15 protein-coding genes and 1 pseudogene are annotated in these 17,651 nt (G+C 70.0%); 1 reads left to right on the top strand and 15 read right to left on the bottom strand.

Going from position 1 to position 17,651, the window contains the following annotated elements:
- From BFF77_RS26235 to BFF77_RS26210, 6 genes are all read right to left on the bottom strand, one after another.
- Window positions 1-896 (bottom strand): glutamate ABC transporter substrate-binding protein (locus BFF77_RS26235; RefSeq protein WP_066954298.1); only part of this gene is annotated, 896 nt, incomplete at its 3' end.
- 132 nt (window positions 897-1,028) lie between these two features.
- Window positions 1,029-1,469, bottom strand: coding sequence for a DUF6278 family protein (locus BFF77_RS26230; RefSeq protein WP_066954295.1), 441 nt, complete (start codon window positions 1,467-1,469; stop codon window positions 1,029-1,031).
- 58 nt (window positions 1,470-1,527) lie between these two features.
- The gene (locus BFF77_RS26225; RefSeq protein ID WP_066954292.1) at window positions 1,528-2,307 is read right to left on the bottom strand and encodes an exodeoxyribonuclease III; all 780 of its coding nucleotides are present in this window, start codon (window positions 2,305-2,307) and stop codon (window positions 1,528-1,530) included.
- A 163-nt stretch (window positions 2,308-2,470) separates the two neighbouring features.
- Complete coding sequence (locus tag BFF77_RS26220; RefSeq protein ID WP_066954289.1) at window positions 2,471-3,103, bottom strand: MBL fold metallo-hydrolase; 633 nt, start codon at window positions 3,101-3,103, stop codon at window positions 2,471-2,473.
- A gap of 93 nt (window positions 3,104-3,196) precedes the next feature.
- Entirely contained in the window at window positions 3,197-4,489 is a 1,293-nt protein-coding gene (gene pcaDC / locus BFF77_RS26215) for a bifunctional 3-oxoadipate enol-lactonase/4-carboxymuconolactone decarboxylase PcaDC (protein WP_066954286.1), read from the bottom strand.
- 159 nt (window positions 4,490-4,648) lie between these two features.
- On the bottom strand, window positions 4,649-4,876 hold the full coding sequence (locus BFF77_RS26210; protein ID WP_066954283.1) for a hypothetical protein: 228 nt from the start codon (window positions 4,874-4,876) through the stop codon (window positions 4,649-4,651).
- Window positions 4,877-5,014: 138 nt separating this feature from the next.
- Between BFF77_RS26210 and BFF77_RS26205 the strand changes: the two genes are divergently transcribed.
- Complete coding sequence (locus BFF77_RS26205) at window positions 5,015-6,550, top strand: carboxylesterase/lipase family protein (protein ID WP_066954280.1); 1,536 nt, start codon at window positions 5,015-5,017, stop codon at window positions 6,548-6,550.
- Window positions 6,551-6,729: 179 nt separating this feature from the next.
- Here BFF77_RS26205 and BFF77_RS26200 read toward each other — a convergent pair whose 3' ends face one another.
- The 9 genes and pseudogenes from BFF77_RS26200 to BFF77_RS37195 all read right to left on the bottom strand — a co-directional run.
- Window positions 6,730-7,083, bottom strand: a complete 354-nt coding sequence (locus tag BFF77_RS26200) for a hypothetical protein (protein WP_066954277.1) — start codon at window positions 7,081-7,083, stop codon at window positions 6,730-6,732.
- 204 nt (window positions 7,084-7,287) lie between these two features.
- Window positions 7,288-9,291 carry an ABC transporter ATP-binding protein gene (locus BFF77_RS26195; RefSeq protein WP_066954301.1) on the bottom strand — a complete coding sequence of 668 codons (2,004 nt, stop codon included), beginning with the start codon at window positions 9,289-9,291 and terminating at the stop codon, window positions 7,288-7,290.
- A 1,024-nt stretch (window positions 9,292-10,315) separates the two neighbouring features.
- Window positions 10,316-10,930 (bottom strand): hypothetical protein, encoded by a 615-nt coding sequence (locus BFF77_RS26190; RefSeq protein ID WP_066954274.1) that lies wholly within the window; start codon window positions 10,928-10,930, stop codon window positions 10,316-10,318.
- Window positions 10,931-10,948: 18 nt separating this feature from the next.
- Entirely contained in the window at window positions 10,949-12,124 is a 1,176-nt protein-coding gene (locus BFF77_RS26185; RefSeq protein ID WP_066954271.1) for an HBL/NHE enterotoxin family protein, read from the bottom strand.
- Between the two features lie 96 nt (window positions 12,125-12,220).
- Window positions 12,221-13,435 (bottom strand): HBL/NHE enterotoxin family protein, encoded by a 1,215-nt coding sequence (locus BFF77_RS26180; protein ID WP_066954268.1) that lies wholly within the window; start codon window positions 13,433-13,435, stop codon window positions 12,221-12,223.
- Between the two features lie 411 nt (window positions 13,436-13,846).
- Window positions 13,847-15,835, bottom strand: a complete 1,989-nt coding sequence (locus BFF77_RS26175) for an NACHT domain-containing protein (RefSeq protein ID WP_245703717.1) — start codon at window positions 15,833-15,835, stop codon at window positions 13,847-13,849.
- 418 nt (window positions 15,836-16,253) lie between these two features.
- Complete coding sequence (locus BFF77_RS26170; RefSeq protein WP_066954262.1) at window positions 16,254-17,099, bottom strand: SCO4651 family lipoprotein; 846 nt, start codon at window positions 17,097-17,099, stop codon at window positions 16,254-16,256.
- 165 nt (window positions 17,100-17,264) lie between these two features.
- Entirely contained in the window at window positions 17,265-17,462 is a 198-nt protein-coding gene (locus BFF77_RS26165; protein WP_066954259.1) for a hypothetical protein, read from the bottom strand.
- Window positions 17,463-17,472: 10 nt separating this feature from the next.
- Window positions 17,473-17,651, bottom strand: a pseudogene (locus BFF77_RS37195) (DeoR family transcriptional regulator); the annotation flags it as partial.

The raw sequence follows: 17,651 nt of genomic DNA, 5'->3' as shown, positions 1-17,651 counted from the left end.
GGCGCGGGCGGGCGGCCGGAGAGGCCGAGAGTCGCGTCGTAGGCCTTGCGCCAGTCGCCGTTCTTCTCGTGCGCCACGACGGCGTCGTCGAGCGCGAACCTCAGGGTGTTGTCGTCACGCGGGACGCCGATGCCGTACGGCTCCTTCGAGAAGGGCCTGCCGACGACCTTCAGCGCGTCGGGCGCCTTGGCCGCGTAGCCCATCAGAATGGTGTCGTCGGTGGTGACGGCGTCGACCTGGTAGGTCAGCAGATTGTCCACACAGACCGAGTAGGTGTCGTACGCGACGAGTCGGGCACGCGGGTGGTCGTTCTTGATCCGCTGGTACGGCGTGGAGCCCGCGGCCGAGCAGACACGTCTGCCGTCGAGGTCGCGCGGCCCTTTGATGCGGTGCTCGTCGGTCCGGACGAGGAGGGACTGGCCGGCCAGGTAGTAGGGGCCGGCGAAGCCGACGAGCCTCTTGCGCTTGTCGTTGATGGTGTAGGTGCCGACGTAGTAGTCGATCTGCCCGTTCTGGAGGGCGGTTTCGCGGTTGGCGGAGGCGATCGTACGGAAGCGGACCGCCGCCGGGCCGAAGCCGAGGGAGGCGGCCGTCATCTTGGCGATCTCGATGTCGAAGCCGGAGTGGACACCGCCCGCCGGGTCCTTCTCGCCCATGTACGGCTGGTCCTCCTTGGCGCCGACGACGAGATGCCCGCGCCTGCGCGCCGCCGTCCAGGTGGCGGAGCCGGGAAGCCGGAAGGTGTGGTCCACCCGGTAGCGGGGCAGCGCGTCGGGCTCCGGGCCCTTGACGGGCGGGCTGCCCGGTCTGCCGCAACCGGCGCCGGAGGCGGCGGCAAGAAGCACGAGCGGAGCGGACACGAGAGCGGTGCGGATTCTTCTCGTACCGACGGCCATACGCTGCCCCACCCCACTCCCGGCTGTGTCGAGGTCAGCGCAAACTATCCAGCCGGACAAGGGACTTCGCCCACGACACGCACAAGTGGGACATAAGCGATATTTAACGCAAGGGATATCCGGTGGCCGAGATCAGGCCTCCGCCGCCTCCGCGTACGTCTGGGAGAGCTCGGGCGCTCCGGTGACCGCCCAGTCGAGCCCCGCCTCGACCACCTCGATCTCCCGCCCGGACGCCAGACGCACCACCGGATGCCCGCCCGGCCAGATGTGCCAGACCGCGCCGGGGACGGTACGGACGATCACCGTGCCGAGATACAGGCCCGCGTCGTTGCCCAGCCAGGGCAGCTCTTCCGGATCGTCCCGCCAGCGCGGCGGAAGCTGGTCGAGCGCTTCCAACGAGGCCGGTGAGTCGTCGAGTTGGAGACCTTCCCGCCCCGCCCGGACACGGAGCAGCTCACACTCGGAGAGCAGCTCGGCCACGCCCTCCGGCTCACCGCGCACGGCGGCGGCCAGCGAGACGCTGCGATCACCGCCGTACCGCTTGCGCCAGTTGTCCAGAAAAGGAATGTTCATACCGCTCAGAGTGCCACTCCCCCGCCCGCTCCACCATGGGGCACGCGGAACGGCGGATCTAGATGTCCAGCTCCACCACCACCGGGGCGTGGTCCGAAGCGCCCTTGCCCTTGCGCTCCTCGCGGTCGACAAAACTGTCCTTGACCGCCGCCGCGAACGGTGCGTTGCCGTACACCAGGTCGATACGCATTCCCCGGTTCTTGGGGAAGCCGAGCTCACGGTAGTCCCAGTAGGTGTACGGACGGTCGTACTTGAGTGGACGGGGCACCACATCCGTGAGCCCCTCCTCGCGCAGCGCGGCGAGTGCCGCGCGCTCGGCCGGGGTGACATGCGTGGCGCCCTCGAAGCGCGAGAGGTCCCAGACGTCCTCGTCGGTCGGCGCGACATTGAAGTCGCCGAGGACGGCGAAGGGGCGCTGACCCGCCGCGTCGTCCGCCACCGCCTTCCGCAGCGCCTCGAACCAGCGCAGCTTGTACGCGAAGTGGTCATGGCCGACCTCGCGGCCGTTGGGCACGTACACCGACCACAGACGGACCGGGCCGCAGATCGCGGAGATCGCGCGCGGCTCCTCCACGCCCTCGTACTCGGGTCCCTCGGGCAGGCCCTTGACGATGTCCGAGAGGCCCACACGGGAGATCAGCGCGACGCCGTTCCATCTCCCGTTCGCGTTGACCGCCGACTCGTATCCCAGCTCACGGAGCTGTTCGGCGGGAAACTGCTCGGCGGTGCACTTGGTCTCCTGCACGCACAACACATCCGTGCCGCTGCTCTCCAGCCAGGCCAGCAGCCTGGGCAGCCGAGCGGTGATCGAGTTGACGTTCCAGGTCGCGATGCGCATGCGGACAGCCTATCCGCGGGGTCCGACAGTCGGTGTCCCCGCAGGTCCCGGCACGTCCCGGCAGGTCCCGGCCCCCGGCACGTCCCGGCAGGTCTCAGCGGTCTCCCGCGGCGGTGCGTGCGCACCGCGCCCGGCGGCAGGACTCGGCGCCGGGCCCTCGGCCTCAGACCTCCGTGGAGTCGCCCGGTGCGAGCCGGACATGGTCGGCGCCGCTCAGATTGCCGAGATGGGTGTCGTAGAGCGGCCTGGCCAGCTCGGTGAGCAGGGCGTCATGGACATCGAGCGTGCGCAGCGGCTTGACCTCCCGTACGTACTCGATCACCTCGGAGATCTTGTTCCAGGGCGCCTGCACGGGCAGCATCAGCGTCTCCACCGGCTCGTCGGGGACGGTCAGCGCGTCGCCCGGGTGGAAGACCGAGCCGTCCACCAGAAAGCCCACGTTGGTGATCCGCGGAATGTCCGGATGGATCACCGCGTGCAGTTCGCCGTGCACCCGTACGTCGAAGCCGGCCGCGGAGAAGGCGTCGCCGTGGCCGACGGTGTGGACCCGGCCCGGGAAGGCCGCGGAGACCCGCTCGGCGACACTGCGCAGTGTCCACAGCTCCGCCGCCGGGCCGGCCTCCAGGCCCGCCCGCAGCCGGCCCTCGTGGAAGTGGTCGGGATGCTCGTGCGTGATGAGGATGACGTCCGCGCCGACGGCCGCGTCCTCCTCGGTGAAGATGCCCGGATCGATGACCAGCGTCCGTCCGTCCTTCTCCAGCCGGACGCAGGCGTGCGTCTTCTTGATGAGCCTCACCGGTGACCACCTCTTCTCTCGCCTGGTCGGTTCCCGCGCGGTCGCTCCCCGCGCGGCCGGATCCCGCGTCGCCGGACCCCTTCTGCCATCCTGCTACGGCTCGGGCGTGGTCTCCTCCTGGATCACGGTCCGCGCCACCCGGAACGCCGTGTTCGCGGCCGGAACACCGCAGTAGACGGCCGAGTGGAGCAGCACCTCCTTGATCTCCGCGGGGGTCAGACCGTTGCGCAGCGCGGCCCGGGTGTGGAAGGCCAGCTCCTCCATGTGCCCGCCCGCGATCAGCGCGGTCAGGGTGACCGCGCTGCGGGTGCGGCGGTCCAGGGCGTTCCTGGTCCACACCTCGCCCCAGGCATAGCGGGTGATCAGCTCCTGGAAGTCGCCGACGAAGTCGTCCGCGGTGGCCATGGCGTGATCCACGTGCGCGTCCCCGAGGACCTGCCGGCGGACCCGCATCCCCGCCTCGTACGGATCGGGGCGCCCGGCGGAGACAGCCTCCGGCTGCTCGGCGGGAGCGATCTCGGCGACCGGTACGGCCGGCGCGGAAACGGTGGGCCGGAGCGGCCGGTCGGGCAGCACGGTCAGCCCGGTGGAGGTGTCGGACGGGTTGTACCAGGCCGTGGAGAAGTGGTGGACGAGCAGATCCGTGACGGCGGCGGGCTGCTCGACCGGCGCGAGATGGGAGGCGCCGGGCACCAGGGCGAGCCGGGCGTCCGGTATCCCGGCCACCAGGGTGCGGGCCTCGGCCGGTCCGGTGACCTTGTCCTCGGCACCGACCAGGACCAGCGTCGGTACGGTGATACGGCCCAGCTCCGCGCGGATGTCGAAGGCGGCGAGCGCCTCGCAGGCGGCTATGTAGCAGCCGGGATCGGTGGTGCGGACCATCTGGACGGCCCATTCCACGATGGCCGGCTGGGCGGCGGCGAAGTGCGCGGTGAACCACCGCTCGGGCGCGGTGCGGGCCATCGGATCCAGACCGTTGGCCCGGACGATCACTCCACGCTGGCGGAACTCGTCGGCCGTGCCGAACCGTGGCGAGGCGGCCACCACGGCGAGCGAGGCGATCCGGTCGGGACGGCGCAGCGCCAGCTCCGCGCCCACGGCACCGGCGATGGAGCAGCCCACATATCCGAAGCGCTGCACCCCGAGCCCGTCGAGCGTGGCCAGCAGCCGTTCCGCCAGCTCGGGAACGCTGCCGGCGGGATGCGCGGGCGCGCCGCCGTGGCCCGGCAGATCGAAGCGGATCACCCGCCACTGACGGGCCAGCTCGGGCACCTGCCGGTCCCACATGTGCCATGTGGTGCCCAGAGAGGGCCCCAGGATCAGCGCGGGTGCGTCTTCAGGACCGTCGAGGCGGTATTGCAGGGTCTTAGTCGTCGTCTCACTCACCCGCTCACGCTCCCATATCTCACAATTTCACAGGGGAGAGGGTCGGGACACCGGCCGGAGCTCCCCGCGCCCGCCTCCGGACAAGGGGTTTCGGCCATGTCCAGGGTGGCCGGGTGCCGGATACGGCCTGGTCCGTTCTCCGGGCCCCCTTCGTGGTGCCTACCCGGACTGCCGAGGAGCCGGGGCGGCCCAGGCGTCGCCGGGGGCGGATTCGGTGCCATCGGCGTGGAGCGCCGTCACCCGGTGGACGTGCGTGGTGCCGGCGGCGGCCGTGGTGCCGGTGTACGACGGGCCGCAGGTCGTACTCGGTGACGGTGGTGTGCGGCGTCCCGTAGGGTCGCCGGCCAGGGTGCGGACGGAGTTGCCCGAGGTGTCCACCGCGTCCACGAAGTAGGTGTGGGTCCACCGCCGGCTCCAGCGGCCCGGGGCATCCGTAAACCGCTGGCGCGGCGTCCCGCCCGTGGTGGACCATCTGCGGGTCCGGGGCTGCCTCGTGCCCTCTCCTCCCGCTTGAGGGAAGTCGTGATGACCGATTCCGAGTCCCAGCCGTCCGGATCCCGGCCCGTGGTCCGCGCGGCGGCCGGGGAGCTGCGCGGCGGCCGGGAGGCGGGTGTGGCGGTCTTCCGCGGCATCCCGTTCGCCGAGCCCCCGGTCGGCGTGCTGCGCTTCGCCGCGCCGCGGCCCGTACGGGGCTGGAGCGGGGTGCGCGAGGCCCTCTCGTACGGCCCGCCGCCCCCGCAGGGCGGACACTTCGGTGCCGACGCGGCGTCGCGGGACGCGGGCGACGACTGGCTGACGGTGAACGTGTGGTCGCCCGAACCCGGCCCGGACGCGGGAGCGCCGGTGATGGTGTGGATCCAGGGCGGCGGTTATGTGATCGGCACGTCCGGCCTCCCCGAGTACGACGGTGGCCGGCTCGCGCGGGACGGCGGCGTCGTCGTGGTGACGTTCAACTACCGCGTGGGTATCGAGGGCTTCGCCCAGATCGAGGGCGCTCCCTCCAACCGGGCCCTGCTCGACCAGGTCGCCGCGCTTGAGTGGGTGCGCGACAACATCCGGGCTTTCGGCGGCGACCCCGGCCGGGTGACGCTCTTCGGCGAGTCGGCGGGGGGAGGATCGGTCGCCGCGCTGCTGGCCATGCCGCGGGCGGCCGGGCTCTTCCACCGGGCCGTCGCACAGAGCGTGCCGGGCACGTTCTTCTCGCCCGAGCTTGCCGCGGACATCACGGCCGCCTGTGCCGCCGAGCTGGGACTGCGCCCCACGGTGGCCGACCTGTCCGGCATCGCCCCCCGTCAGCTGTCCGCCGCCGCCGGCCTCGTCGGCGCCAGGATGGACCAGTGGGCACCACGCTGGGGGCAGCCCGCGCACAGAACAGTCCTGTTCTCACCCGTCGTCGACGGCGAGGTCCTGGCCGTCACACCGTGGCAGGCGTTGGCCGACGGCGCCGGCCGCGGCATCGAACTCCTCGTCGGCCACACGCGCGACGAGCAGCGCCTGTTCACCGCCCTCGGCGGTCTGCTCGGTGAGGTCGGCGAGGAGCAGGCGGCGGACGCCCTCCGTGTCTTCGCGCCCGGCCCGGACGGAGCCCGCCGCTACCGCGAGGCATTCCCTGCGGCGGGCCCGGACGAGCTGTACGAACTGGTCCACTCCGATTGGCTGTTCCGCATGCCGTCGCTCCATCTCGCCGAGGCCCAGACGGCTGCCGGTGGCCGCGCGCACGTCTACGAGCTGACCTGGCCGGCCCCCGGCATGGGCGGCGCCTTGGGCGCCTGCCACGGCCTCGACGTACCACTCGTGTTCGGCCACCTGGACCGCGGCCAGTCCGCCATGCTGATCGGTGAGACACCCTCGCCCGAGGCCGAGGACCTGTCCGCCCGGATGCGCGCCGCATGGACTTCGTTCGCCGCCCACGGCGACCCCGGCTGGCCCGCCTACGACACCGGTCAACGCCTCGTTCAGCGCTTCGACACCCCCTCGTCCGTCACCGCCTACCCGGAAGAGCCCTCCCGCCTGATCTGGCAGAACCACACTTTCCCCGTGCTGCCGCTGATCGGCCGGTAGCGCGGGGTACGGGCGGGGCCGCCGACCGCCGCGAGTTCTGGACGCGGCGTTCGCAGGCGCGTGCGTGCCGGCGGGTTTGCGTGATCAGTACGAGGTGCTGGACCGCCCGCCCCGGACCACGGCCCGGGGCGGGCGTACGGGTGCGCGGTGAGGGCGCGCCCGGGTCCGCGGCAGCGGGCTCAGCAGGTTGTGGAGCTGGAGATACGCACGGCGTCCAGCTGTCCCGAGCTGAATCCGATCGTTGAGCTCGGGGGAAGGCATGCGGTCGCGCCGGTGGTCCAGCGAACGTGCGCGACGCCGCTGCGGGTGTTCACGACAGTCAGCGGGGCGGCGGGTTTCGACGCCAGGAACTGCCATCCTCCCGTCAGGTCCTGGAACTGCCCGATGATGTTGTTGTTCTTGATGACACATACGTAGGGGTAGAGACAGGTGGCTCTGGATCCCTGTTCGGCGGCGCCGGCTGTGCCGGCGAGCAGGGCCCCGGTGACGGAGATGGCGAGTAGTCCTGTTGTCGCAGCCTTCGCCAATCGCATGGATCTCCTTGTGGTGGGTGCGTTGATAACGGGTATTACACGCCATGGCCGCAGTGGCCATGTACCTGCAAACCGGTCACCTGATGGCGAGTTCAACCGCGGCGGAGTACGCGGGCGGCGGCCTGCGTCACGGGGCACCGTGTTCACCGTGCGCCGGCGCGCCATGTCGACGGCGAGGGCTTCCGGGGGTGTGGAAGCGGGCTGTCACGCTGTCTTCCCGGTTGCCGGGCCGGTCCGGTATCCGGCGGCCTGGAGGGTGAACATCTGCGCGTAGTCGCCGCCGAGGCCCATGAGGTCCTGGTGTGAGCCGGATTCGGTGACGCGTCCGCGGTCGAAGACGTAGATCCGGTCGCATTCGACGACGCTCGCCAGGCGGTGGGAGATCAGTACGGTGATCTGGTCCTCGCGGTGTTCGCCGCGCAGTACCGCCTGGTAGACGGCGTGTTCGGCGCGGGGGTCCATGCTCGCGGTCGGCTCGTCCAGCAGCAGGACCGGCGCGTTCTTGTACAGGCCGCGGGCGACGGCGATCTTCGCCCACTGTCCGGCGGACAGTTCCTGGCCGCCCCGGAAACGTTTGGAGAGCAGGGCCTCCCATCCCCCGGGCAGGCCGGCGATGACCTGGTCGGCGCCGGAGGCCCGCGCGGCCTCCAGGGCCCGCCGCGGCTCGGCCTCGGTGAGGGTGCCCCGCGAGACGGTGAGGTTGGACAACGCGCTGAAGGGGAAGCGCACCGGGTCCTGGAGCACGGTGGCCACCCGTGCCTGTAGCGACTCGGTGTCCATGTCCAGCGCGTTCACCCCGTCCCAGCGGACCTCGCCGCCCTGGGCGTCGTACAGACCGGCGATCAGCCGCGCGCAGGTGGACTTCCCGGAGCCGTTGACGCCCACGAACGCGACCGTCTGGCCCGCTCGCAGGGTCAGGGAGACACCGTCCAGCGCCGGGGTGTCCTTGCCCGGGTAGGTGAAGGAGACATTGTCCAGCGCGATGGTCCTGACCGTCTCGGGAGCGGTCAGCTCCCGCTGCCGGGGCTGCAGCTCACGGCACCGCCGCTGGAAGTTCAGCAGGTCGTCGACCCACATGGCGTGCTCGTAGACGAGATGGGCGACATCGACGAGCCGGGTCAGGGAGGTCTGCCCGGCCTGGATGGCGAGAACCGCGCCGGCGCCCGCGGCCAGCGGCAGCCATCCGGCGATCAGCATCGCGCCGAGCGCGGTGTAGGTGATGCCGGTGCCGAGCCCTCCGACGGCCCGCCCGGCCAGGGTCAGGACGGCCGAGCTCACCCCCAGCCGGGTGTCCTCCTCGGCGATCCTCGTCGTCAGCCGCCGGTGCTCGTCGAGCAGCGCGCCCTGCGCGGTGTCCGAGCGCAGCTCGGCGGCGGCGTCCTGTTCCAGCAGCAGCCAGGAGAAGACCCGGACCCGGCGTTGCAGCGCGTTCCAGCGCTTGAAGGAGTGGAAGCGGGCCCGAGCGGTGCGTACGGCGGCGGCGCCGACCGGCAGGACGGACAGCAGCAGGAGCGGCAGGAGTGCGGGGTGGAGGATGCCGAGCACGCCCGCCGTGCCCACCAGGCCGAGCAGGGCGGAGGCGAGTGAGACGACCTGGCCGACGATCTGGCGGGCGTAGAACAGGCCGCGGTCGTTGGCGCGGTAGGCGTCGTCGTGCCAGTCCGCGTCGTCGACGACCTCCAGGCGCACATGGGACGTCAGGGTGAGGAAGTCGCGCTCCAAGGCCGTACGGATCCTCGGTGTGACCCGGGCCTGGGCGACGGCCACGCCTGCCTCGAGCAGGGCCCGTGCGGCGAGGAAGCCCACGACGAGGAGGATCTGCGGGACCGCGGCGCGCACCTTGTCCGGTGTGGGGCCGGCGGCGAAGAGTTCACGCAGGACGGCGACCGAGGCCATCAGACCGAACGCGCTCATCGCGGCCGAGGCCAGTTGCAGCAGGACCACCGCGGTGGTCGCGCCCTTGTCGGCGTCCCAGGCCAGGCGGCCGATCCGGCGGACGATCCGCGGCAGGCGCGCGAGGACCTGCCGTACGGTCGCCTGCGCCGCGGCACCGTCGTAGACCGACCAGTACGCCTCCTCCATCGCGTCGGTGATGTCACCGTCCTGCGGACCGGCCGGTACGACGGCCGGCGGCAGCGGCAGTTCCGCTCGCCTCGGCGCCGGTACCTCGCGGGACGCCGCCCGGCCGGTGCCGGTGCCGTCGCTCACGCTCCCCACCTCGTGTCCTGGTGTGCCGCACGGCGGGCGGTGCCCTGCCCGGCGGGCCGGAACGGGTCGGGTAAGGAAGTCCCCTTGGAAGGAACAGGTGCACGATTCATGTTGCTCTCCGGATGGGTGTGCGAGGGGCAGTGGCGGTGATTCGGGAGCTGGAGCTCCGTCGGCCCGGCAGCCGGCCAGGGCGCGGATGGTCTTCGGTGACGGCCCGCTGCTTGTCACTCACGCGTGATCTCCCTGGTCACCGTGGCCGGGGCCCGGTCGGCCCCTCGCTCATGGACCCGATGGTCCCGGTGCCGCGCGGTTGGTGCACGAGCCCGTGCCGTGCGGCCGTCGTGGCGGCCTGGTCGAGAACGCGGAGTCCATCATGGCGGGTCGCGGGGCCGTGGATTCAGGATGTGGCCATGCGCGCCGCCCAGGCGCACGCGGTGCGGGGGGGGAGCCGGTCGTCCCGGTGGTAGGGGCGGTGAGTGCGGTGCCCACCCGCATCCGGGACGGGCCTCCGGTTCCGGCAGGAGAGCCTGGCCGTCGACGGCCAGGCTCTCCTGGGGCGTGTTTCGAAAGCCCGCCTGGCACGCGACGCCTGGCACGCACGCTCGCCGCGTTGTCGGAGTCGTGCGAGTACGTCCGGTACGAGCACGATCCTCCGCCTTGCGATCGCACGCACCAGACGCCGCGGGCCCCGCCCTTCGGGCGGACGGCGCTACTTTCGAAACACGCCCCAGGCCCTGTCCGAGGCACGGGCTGCGCCCTCCGGACCGCCGGACATTTCCGCGACCACGGCGGGGGGCGGGGCGAGCGGCGCGAGTTGGGCGACGCGTCGGGGAACGTCGAGCCGGGTGAGCTGCCGCAGCCACGAGCTGCGGCTGTCCGCGGTCCTTACCGACTCCGAGGTCACCGACGGCCGCGCCTCGGCGTTCGCCGGCTGGACGTGCCGACCCGGCCCTGTCCGGTGTCTACGGCGTATCGCCCCAGTGGTGCGCGGGGCGTTCTCACGACCCGCGCACACCACCCTGTCTCACTTCTCAGGGCCGTCGATCTGCTGGGCGGTCTCCATGACGGTCTTCCACTCGGTGATCGCCCCTTCCAGACAGGTCGAATCGCCTTTGCACTCATGGACCATGGTCAGTGTCTCGCTGATCGAGGAACCGAGCTGGTCGAGCTTGGTGTTGAGGCTTTCGAACTGCTCGTTGAGATCGTTGATGGCGTCGCAGGCCTTTTGCCACAGCTCCTTGTCCTTCTCCTCGGGGGTTTCCCCCAGGACCAGACTACGGTTGCTGGCGAAATCCCCCATATAGGAGTGGAATTGAGCGATTCCCGCGTTCGAGTCATTCGGCCGGTAGTAATCCTTGTACTGCCCACCGACCCGCTTGTCGATCTCGCCCGTGTCTTTCCGGTGCACAAGATCGGCGAAAGGAATGGTCACCAGATCGCGGTAGGAGCGGTGGATCCAGTCGGTACCCCAGACGTTTCCCGACAACAGGCATTGATTCAGCAGGTACGAGGCGTACTTGCTCTGGCTGGCCATGACGTAGTACCTGAGGCTTTCGCACGCCGCCCCCAGCGCCCTGTCGTACAGGAACATGAGCGAGTGGCCGTAGGTGGGTGCCGGGTCGCGGTCCGTCCGTGTCATCTGCCGGTCCGTCCTTGGTCAGGCCGCGAGGTGCGGCTGGTCGAGCAGGCTCTTGTCGATGTTCTTCTCGATGCCGGCGAGGCCGCTGGTGACCGTTGTCGCGGTCTTCCGGCCTTCGGCCCAGGTGTGCATGCTCGCGGCGAGGAAGCGGTCCGTGTCCCTGACGACCCCGGCGAGATCCGAGCCGGGGTCCGCGAGGGCCTTGGTGATGAGGGCGACGGTCTCCGACAGGTGCTGATCGTGATCGAGCCAGACCTGATGCAGAGCGGGCCCCGCGTCGGAGCTGTGCGAGATGTTCTCGCCGAGCCTGGTGACGGCGTCCTGGGTGGTGCCGAAGCGGGTGATGGACGCCTGGAGGATGCTCAAGTCCTGCTGGAGGCCGGCCAGTTCCTTCTTCTCCCGGCTGAGATCGACGCCGCCGAGGGTGAGACCTTCCTGGGTCAGCAGTCCGATTCCTGTGGTGAACACACCGAGTCCGGCCGACGGCTGTCCCGCGAGGACGACGACGGCGCCGACCACCATGAGGCCGATGCCGGGCACCTTGCCGAACTGGCCCTGGGCGATCTTCGCGGCGTCATCGGCCAGTTCCTTGCCGAGCGCGGCGACACGCTGGTTGATCGCGTCGATGACGCCGCCCTTGCCGGTGACGGCCTGGTCGACGGCGTCCCGGTCCTTGGCGAAGGCATCGCCCGCCTTCTTGGCACGACCGGCGCCGGCGGGCAGGTCCTTGGCCAGTTGTGCGGCTCGGGCCGTACGGTGCGTCAAGGTGTCACGCAGTGCTCCCAGACCGGACTGGACGGATTCCAGGACATCCTTCTGCTGTTCACGGGTGGGCTGCGGTCCCAGATCGGCGATCTTCTTCCGGAGACTGCTCCCGAATGTCTCGACCTGTTTGGCATGGCCGTCGACGTCCGCCGCCGTGTCGAGAAATGACGGCAGCAGCGAGCTGTCCCAGTGACCCGCGAAATCCTCGACCAGTTCAGCGTGGTCGTCAACGGCCTTGAGGGCCCGTACGGCTTTCTCCCGTACGCCCGCTTCGAGTTGTTTCAGCTCCTCCGCCGCCCTGTCCTCCAGAACATCGAATCGCAGGGGAGGAATCAGGCCGAGGCACGTGGTGAGGCTCTGTACGGCGATCGCGGGGCTGTGGGTCGCGACAAGCGCCTGTGAAACGGCCTCGGTGGTCGGTTGTGTCATTCGCGTACTCCTGACTGGTGGCTGGACACGGATGAGACCGGGCGTGCGCGCAGGGCCGGACTTCGCCCGGACCCGGCCCTGCGCGCACGTACCTGACTAGGCCGCGAGTTGCAGCTTCTTGACCTCCTTGATGTCCTTCTTGGGATCACCCTGGAGACCGCTCAGGGCCTTGGAGATGTTGTCCGAGGTCGCATGGGCCGTCTCCCATTCCTTGACGGCGGCCTGGAAGAGCAGAGCGGTGTTCTCCCGCGCCTGCTCCAACTTGGTGGAGGAGCCCGACTTGACGGCCTCGTCGATCATCTCCACGACCTCCTTGAGCTGGGACACCAGCGCGAGCCAGGCCGTGTACAGGGTCTCGGCCCCCTTGGCGGCCTCGGTCGCCGCGGAGGCGAGCGAGGTGACGACCGACTGGGACGTCTGGAACGACGACACGCACCCCTTCAGCAGGGTGAGCTTCTTCTGGTCCGCCGCGAGGGCCTCCTGCTTCTTGTGCAGGTCGATCCCGGCGATGGTGGTGAGGGCCACTCCGCCGCCCGCGATACAGACCCCCGCGCCGATGACGGCCAGCCCCACGCCGGCGCCGACCCCGGTCGCGATGAGAACTCCGCCTACCACACCGACCACCACACCGACAGCGATCATGAGCGAGCCGCCGGCGATCTCCCAGTTGTCCTTCTTGATCCCGTCCCGCAGGCTCTCCATCTCCGTCGAGATGCTCTGCACCCAGCTCTTGTCACCCGTCAGGACCGCGTCGACGGTCGTCTTGTCGTCGCTGAACGCCGTGGCGTCCGTCTGGAGATCCTTCTGGAAGCTGCCCAGCGGCTTGACCATGTCCTGCACCCGCGTGGCACGCTCCTCGACGTTGTCGCTGAGCTGCTGCAGCTTGCCGCCCGCGCTCGTCAGGGCCTCCTTGATCACCTGGTCGCTCTTGCCCTTGGCGTCGGTCAGCTGCTTCAGCGCGGCGTCCCCCAGCACCTTGAACTCAAGGCTGTACCCGCGAACGTCCTCATTGGTATGGATCATCTGCGGCAGGAGCGTGTTGTTCCATGTCTGGGCGTGGCCCCGCGCCGCGGCGAGATGCGTGTTGATCTTCTTCAGGGCTGCCAGCCCCTCCTGCGCGGCCTTCGTGCCCGCCTCACCCAGCTCCTTGGTGAAATCCTCCACCTTCTCCAGAGCATCGACCTTCATGTCCACACTCGAACGAACCAGCTGCGCGTATGTCTGCACCGCCAGCCCCGGACCGTGGGACCCCTGCAGCGCGTCCTTGACCCCGGCGGCACTCAGCAGATTCGTCGTCACCGTGTACGTCATGGTTGTTGCGGCCTTCCTGAAGCCTTCTGTCTCCGGGGCAGCGCAAAGCCGCGACCACGGCGACACAAGGGATGCGAAATGGCCCATGCGGGCGGGCCCAGCCTTCCGGACGAGGAGCCCTGATCCGCTCCCCGAAGGCGGCAATCACCTGTTTCAGGGACAACAAAACCGTTTTTCTCGATCACCTGCCGCAGCGCGAAAGCGGTGCACCCCAGGGGCGTGCGATGCCCTCCCGACGGTCCCGCCCTGTCACCACCACAGATCCCGCCGACGGCCTGCCGCGGGTTTCGCACAGGCGGCGGAACCAGGCAGTGCCGCCCGTGCGGGGCGAGCGTGGCCAACCCCACCGCAGCCCCGACGTCATGCTCGGTGACCGTGACGACGGCGTCAGATCGTGCTCCCTGCCGTCCCTCAAGACGGCTCGTCCGTCCCGGCGGACGGATCGCTGTCGATGTGGAGGGCGAGATATTCCTGGAGTTCGCGGTGTCGGAACTGGTAGGCGATTCCGGCGACCCGGATCAGGCCGGCGCCGTAGCACCAGTCGAGGAACCGGCCCAGCCGCCAAGGGAGCCGTCGGCTCCCCCAGCGGCGTGTACACAGCAACAAGGCCACGTACCGAATGCTCGCCATCCCCCTGTTCCCGGTTGAGAGCCCCGTCCTGGGCCCGTGCATGAGCACACTCGCGAGTGTGATCACGACTGCGACGGTGACCAAGGACACGAGTCCGACCACGAGCCCGAAAACCAAGCTGAACCCAAAACCGAACACGAGGAACGTCGAGAGCGAGTACAACAACCAGGCTGCGAGATCGTTGCGTACGACGCCGTTGGGATCCATGACTCCCGGAGTCCCGTGACTGGCGAGCCCGGTCACGAGCCCCGTTATGAGCCCTACCGTGAGCCCGAATGCCAGGCCGAACACGGACCCGATCGTGATCGCGGACACGACTCCGGCCACGGTCGCGGACGCGAGACCGAGCACGAACGCCCTTGCGAAGTGGCGCCGGCCGACAGGTGTACGCAGTCGCCCCAGATCCATTCGGACCGGCTCCGGCCAGACGTCCCGCCACGCCGTGCAGGTCGTCAGCACGCTGCCCAGAGCGACAACGCCCACAATGAAATACGTGATCAAGGACGTGCCGGTGGGCGGCAGCAGGAGGAGGAGTGCCGCCGAACCGACCGTGGAAAGCGCCGCGACCAGTGCGGTGCTGACGGCTCGGGGCAGGCGGGTGCCGGCCAGGGGCCATAACTCGTGCAGGACGATGTCGGTGCCGGACAACAGCCGCCCGCCCACCTGTCGGCCGGTGATCGCGTTCTGCTGCAGGTAGGCGGCAAGCATGGCGAGCCAGGCGCGGACCTCGTCGGTGGTGTAGACGGCTCCGCGAGGAGCGGGACGCCGGGCGGCGGCAGCGGGGATGAGCAGCCCCAGCAGGTGCTTCCCGACCGCCTCGGAGGTGTCCAGAGCCAGGCCGGGCAGGGTCCGCGGATGACGCCGATAGGTACCGTCGGGCAGGCGTTCCTCGTAGACGGTCACCGCCAGCGTCAGCCGCCAAGGCGTGGACAGCCCGGTAGCCAGCGGCCCGTGCGGGTCCTGTGCCAACGCCTCCCGCACCGGGCTCCAGCGTGCCGGGTCGTCGACCCGGTCACGGAGAAACCGCTGCACCGAATCCGGATCAACCGGGCGGATCTCCACCCGTGCGGCGTCGTGGGCCCACACTCCCGCCGCTGCCAGCGCCTCGTGGGCCCGGCTGCGGCAGGTCAGCACCAGCCCCGCTTTGCCCGTGGACTGCTGGTAGGCGTTGAAGGCGCGCACCGCCCGGCCGGCCCGGGAGGCGTAGCCGGGATCGGGGTCGGCGTCCATCTCGTCCAGGCCGTCGAGCACCGGCAGCACACGGCGGGCCTTCACCAACGCCTCGGCCGCCGTCACGGACAGGCGGTAGGCGTCGACCAGGTGGCGGGCGATCCACTCGTCCACCGGCTGTTCGGTGTTCCACGAGGCCAAGGACAACCGCACCGGCACCGGGTCCTGTGCCATGCGGGTCTCCAGGAGGCGAAGCATCAACTGCACGGCCAACACCGTCTTGCCCGCCCCCGGTGCGCCGGTGATCACCAGCCGACGCGGCTGCAGAAGCCGGTAGTACTCCGCCACCTCTTCCAGTCGCCCCTCCGCACCGGCGTCATCGGCGTTGTGCGCAGGAGCGGGAAGATGGGTGAACCGGATGTCAATGGCCTTGTCATGGTCACCCAGCAGTTGACGCCCCGCCGCGCGCTCGGCGTCCAGTACCTCCACGGCCAGCCGCTCCGCCACCTCCGCCGACGCGGCTTCCTGCCAGCGCAGGGAGCGAACAGTGAGCCACCCGGTCCACACACTGACCGCCAGTGCGGTCAGACCGATCGCCATTCCCACAGGATCGACATCGCCCACCACGGCCCGGGGTAACGTCCACCCACTGAGCGCGACCGCCGCCCCGAGCAGGAGCGCGGTGACGGCCCCGTAGCCGAACGCCCCACCTCGTTTGCCCATCATGAGAAGTCATGATGACGCGCACATCCGGGTGCAACCAGCCCGGCTGATCGTCTTCACGCAAAAGGTGACCGGTCCGCGTCCGCGCTACGGTGCCTGGCGGCGGCTCGCTTTCGGTACGTGTTCGCGCGGCGGCATCCTGCCCGCGTCGACGCCCCCTCGCCGGTCGGCACAGCACGCCTCTCCGCAGCACCCACTCCGCAGCACTCCGCCCCGCTGGAAAAGCTCCAGCGGGGCGGAGTTGGCCGACCGCGTCGTTCACACGGGCGTGGCCGCCTTGGTGGTCGTCAATGTCTCACTGGCCCAGCGACTGCTCGCGCTGCTTCTTGACCTGCTCGGTGAGGTCTCCCGTGTCAGCGGCAGGCGGGGCCGTGACCGGCTTGATCGCGCCGAACTTCAGGAAGTCCATGGTGATCGTCATGCCGCCGCCGCTCTGTTTCACGCGGACGGGCAGGTCCTTCCCGTCGACCCAGATGTCGTAGGTCATCTTCCCGCCGCTCCCCTTCAGGGAGTTGATGGCGGCCTTCTTCTCCTGGGCCGTGAGGTCGGACGTGTTGACCTGGCTCGTGCCGACACTGCCCCGGTAGTGGGTGGCCTTCTTGCCGCGGACCGTCTCCTCACCGAGATTCGCCACGTCCTTCGAGGCGCCGATGTAGCGCAGGCCCGCCGTCGGGTCGGCGTTGTCCGCGATGCTGTCCGCGCCCGACTCCCCCACCGCGGCCGAGACGTCGATCCGCATCCAGTGCTTGCCCTTGAGCGGGCCGCTGGACTGCGGGTCCACCTCGTAGTAGTACGCCCCGTCGACCATCTTCATCGTCAGCGTGGGGTCGTCCTGGAGGGACTGCATCTGCGCGTTCACGGTGTCCATCTCGACATCGAGCGCCGCGCCGTCGCCCCACGAGTAGGTGCCGTCCATGGACACGGGCTTGCCGCCGGCCGCGGCGATCGTCGTGGTCGTCTCGATCTCGGCCGAACCGAGCTTCGACGCCTTGTCCGACGCGCGGGTCAGCGCCGCCATGATCGCGTCGGCGTGGCTGACGGCGTCGGCGGCCTTGCTCACCGCTTCCGTGCCGCACGCGGTGGTCGCGGCCAGCACGGCGAAGGCTATCCCCGCCCACCCTCCGGTCCGGATGTGCTTCATATGTCCCGCCCCCTGATCGTGAATACGTGTGCTTCGCAAGAAGACGGACTCTAGCCGGGGGGAGATCACGAACCGATCCGGGGCGCACATCGGGCTGTCCGGGCCCGGCCGTTCACCGCATGCCGCGCAAACCGCCGCGACAGGTGACCATCACGCGAGGCATTGTCACGAACTCGTCGGTCCGTGCCGCAATACGTTGAATCGCTGGTCCACCACGTCGAGGCAGTCGTGCAGATGCGGCGTCGGCAGACCGGCGTGCTCACGTATCAGAGCCATGGCATGCACGTTCCGCCCCGCCGAAACGAGGCGGTCCACCTCCCGGCGCACCTCCACCGACAGCCGGTCCCACAGAGCGTTTTCCATACCCTCATTGTCAGTCGGCTGCCAGGATCTCGACACCGTGCGCTTCGAGTTGCTCGACGACCGCGTCGCGAGGGTCGGCGTCGGTGATCAGTCCGCTGACTTTCTCCCAGGGCAGCACGCGGAACCGCGAGGCCGTGCCGATCTTCTCGGAGGAGGCGAGGATGTAGGTGTCCGCGGCCCGCGCGGACA

Source organism: Streptomyces lushanensis, from assembly GCF_001700515.1.
Taxonomy (GTDB): Bacteria; Actinomycetota; Actinomycetes; order Streptomycetales; family Streptomycetaceae; genus Streptomyces; species Streptomyces lushanensis.
This window is presented reverse-complemented; position numbering and strand designations above follow the sequence as displayed.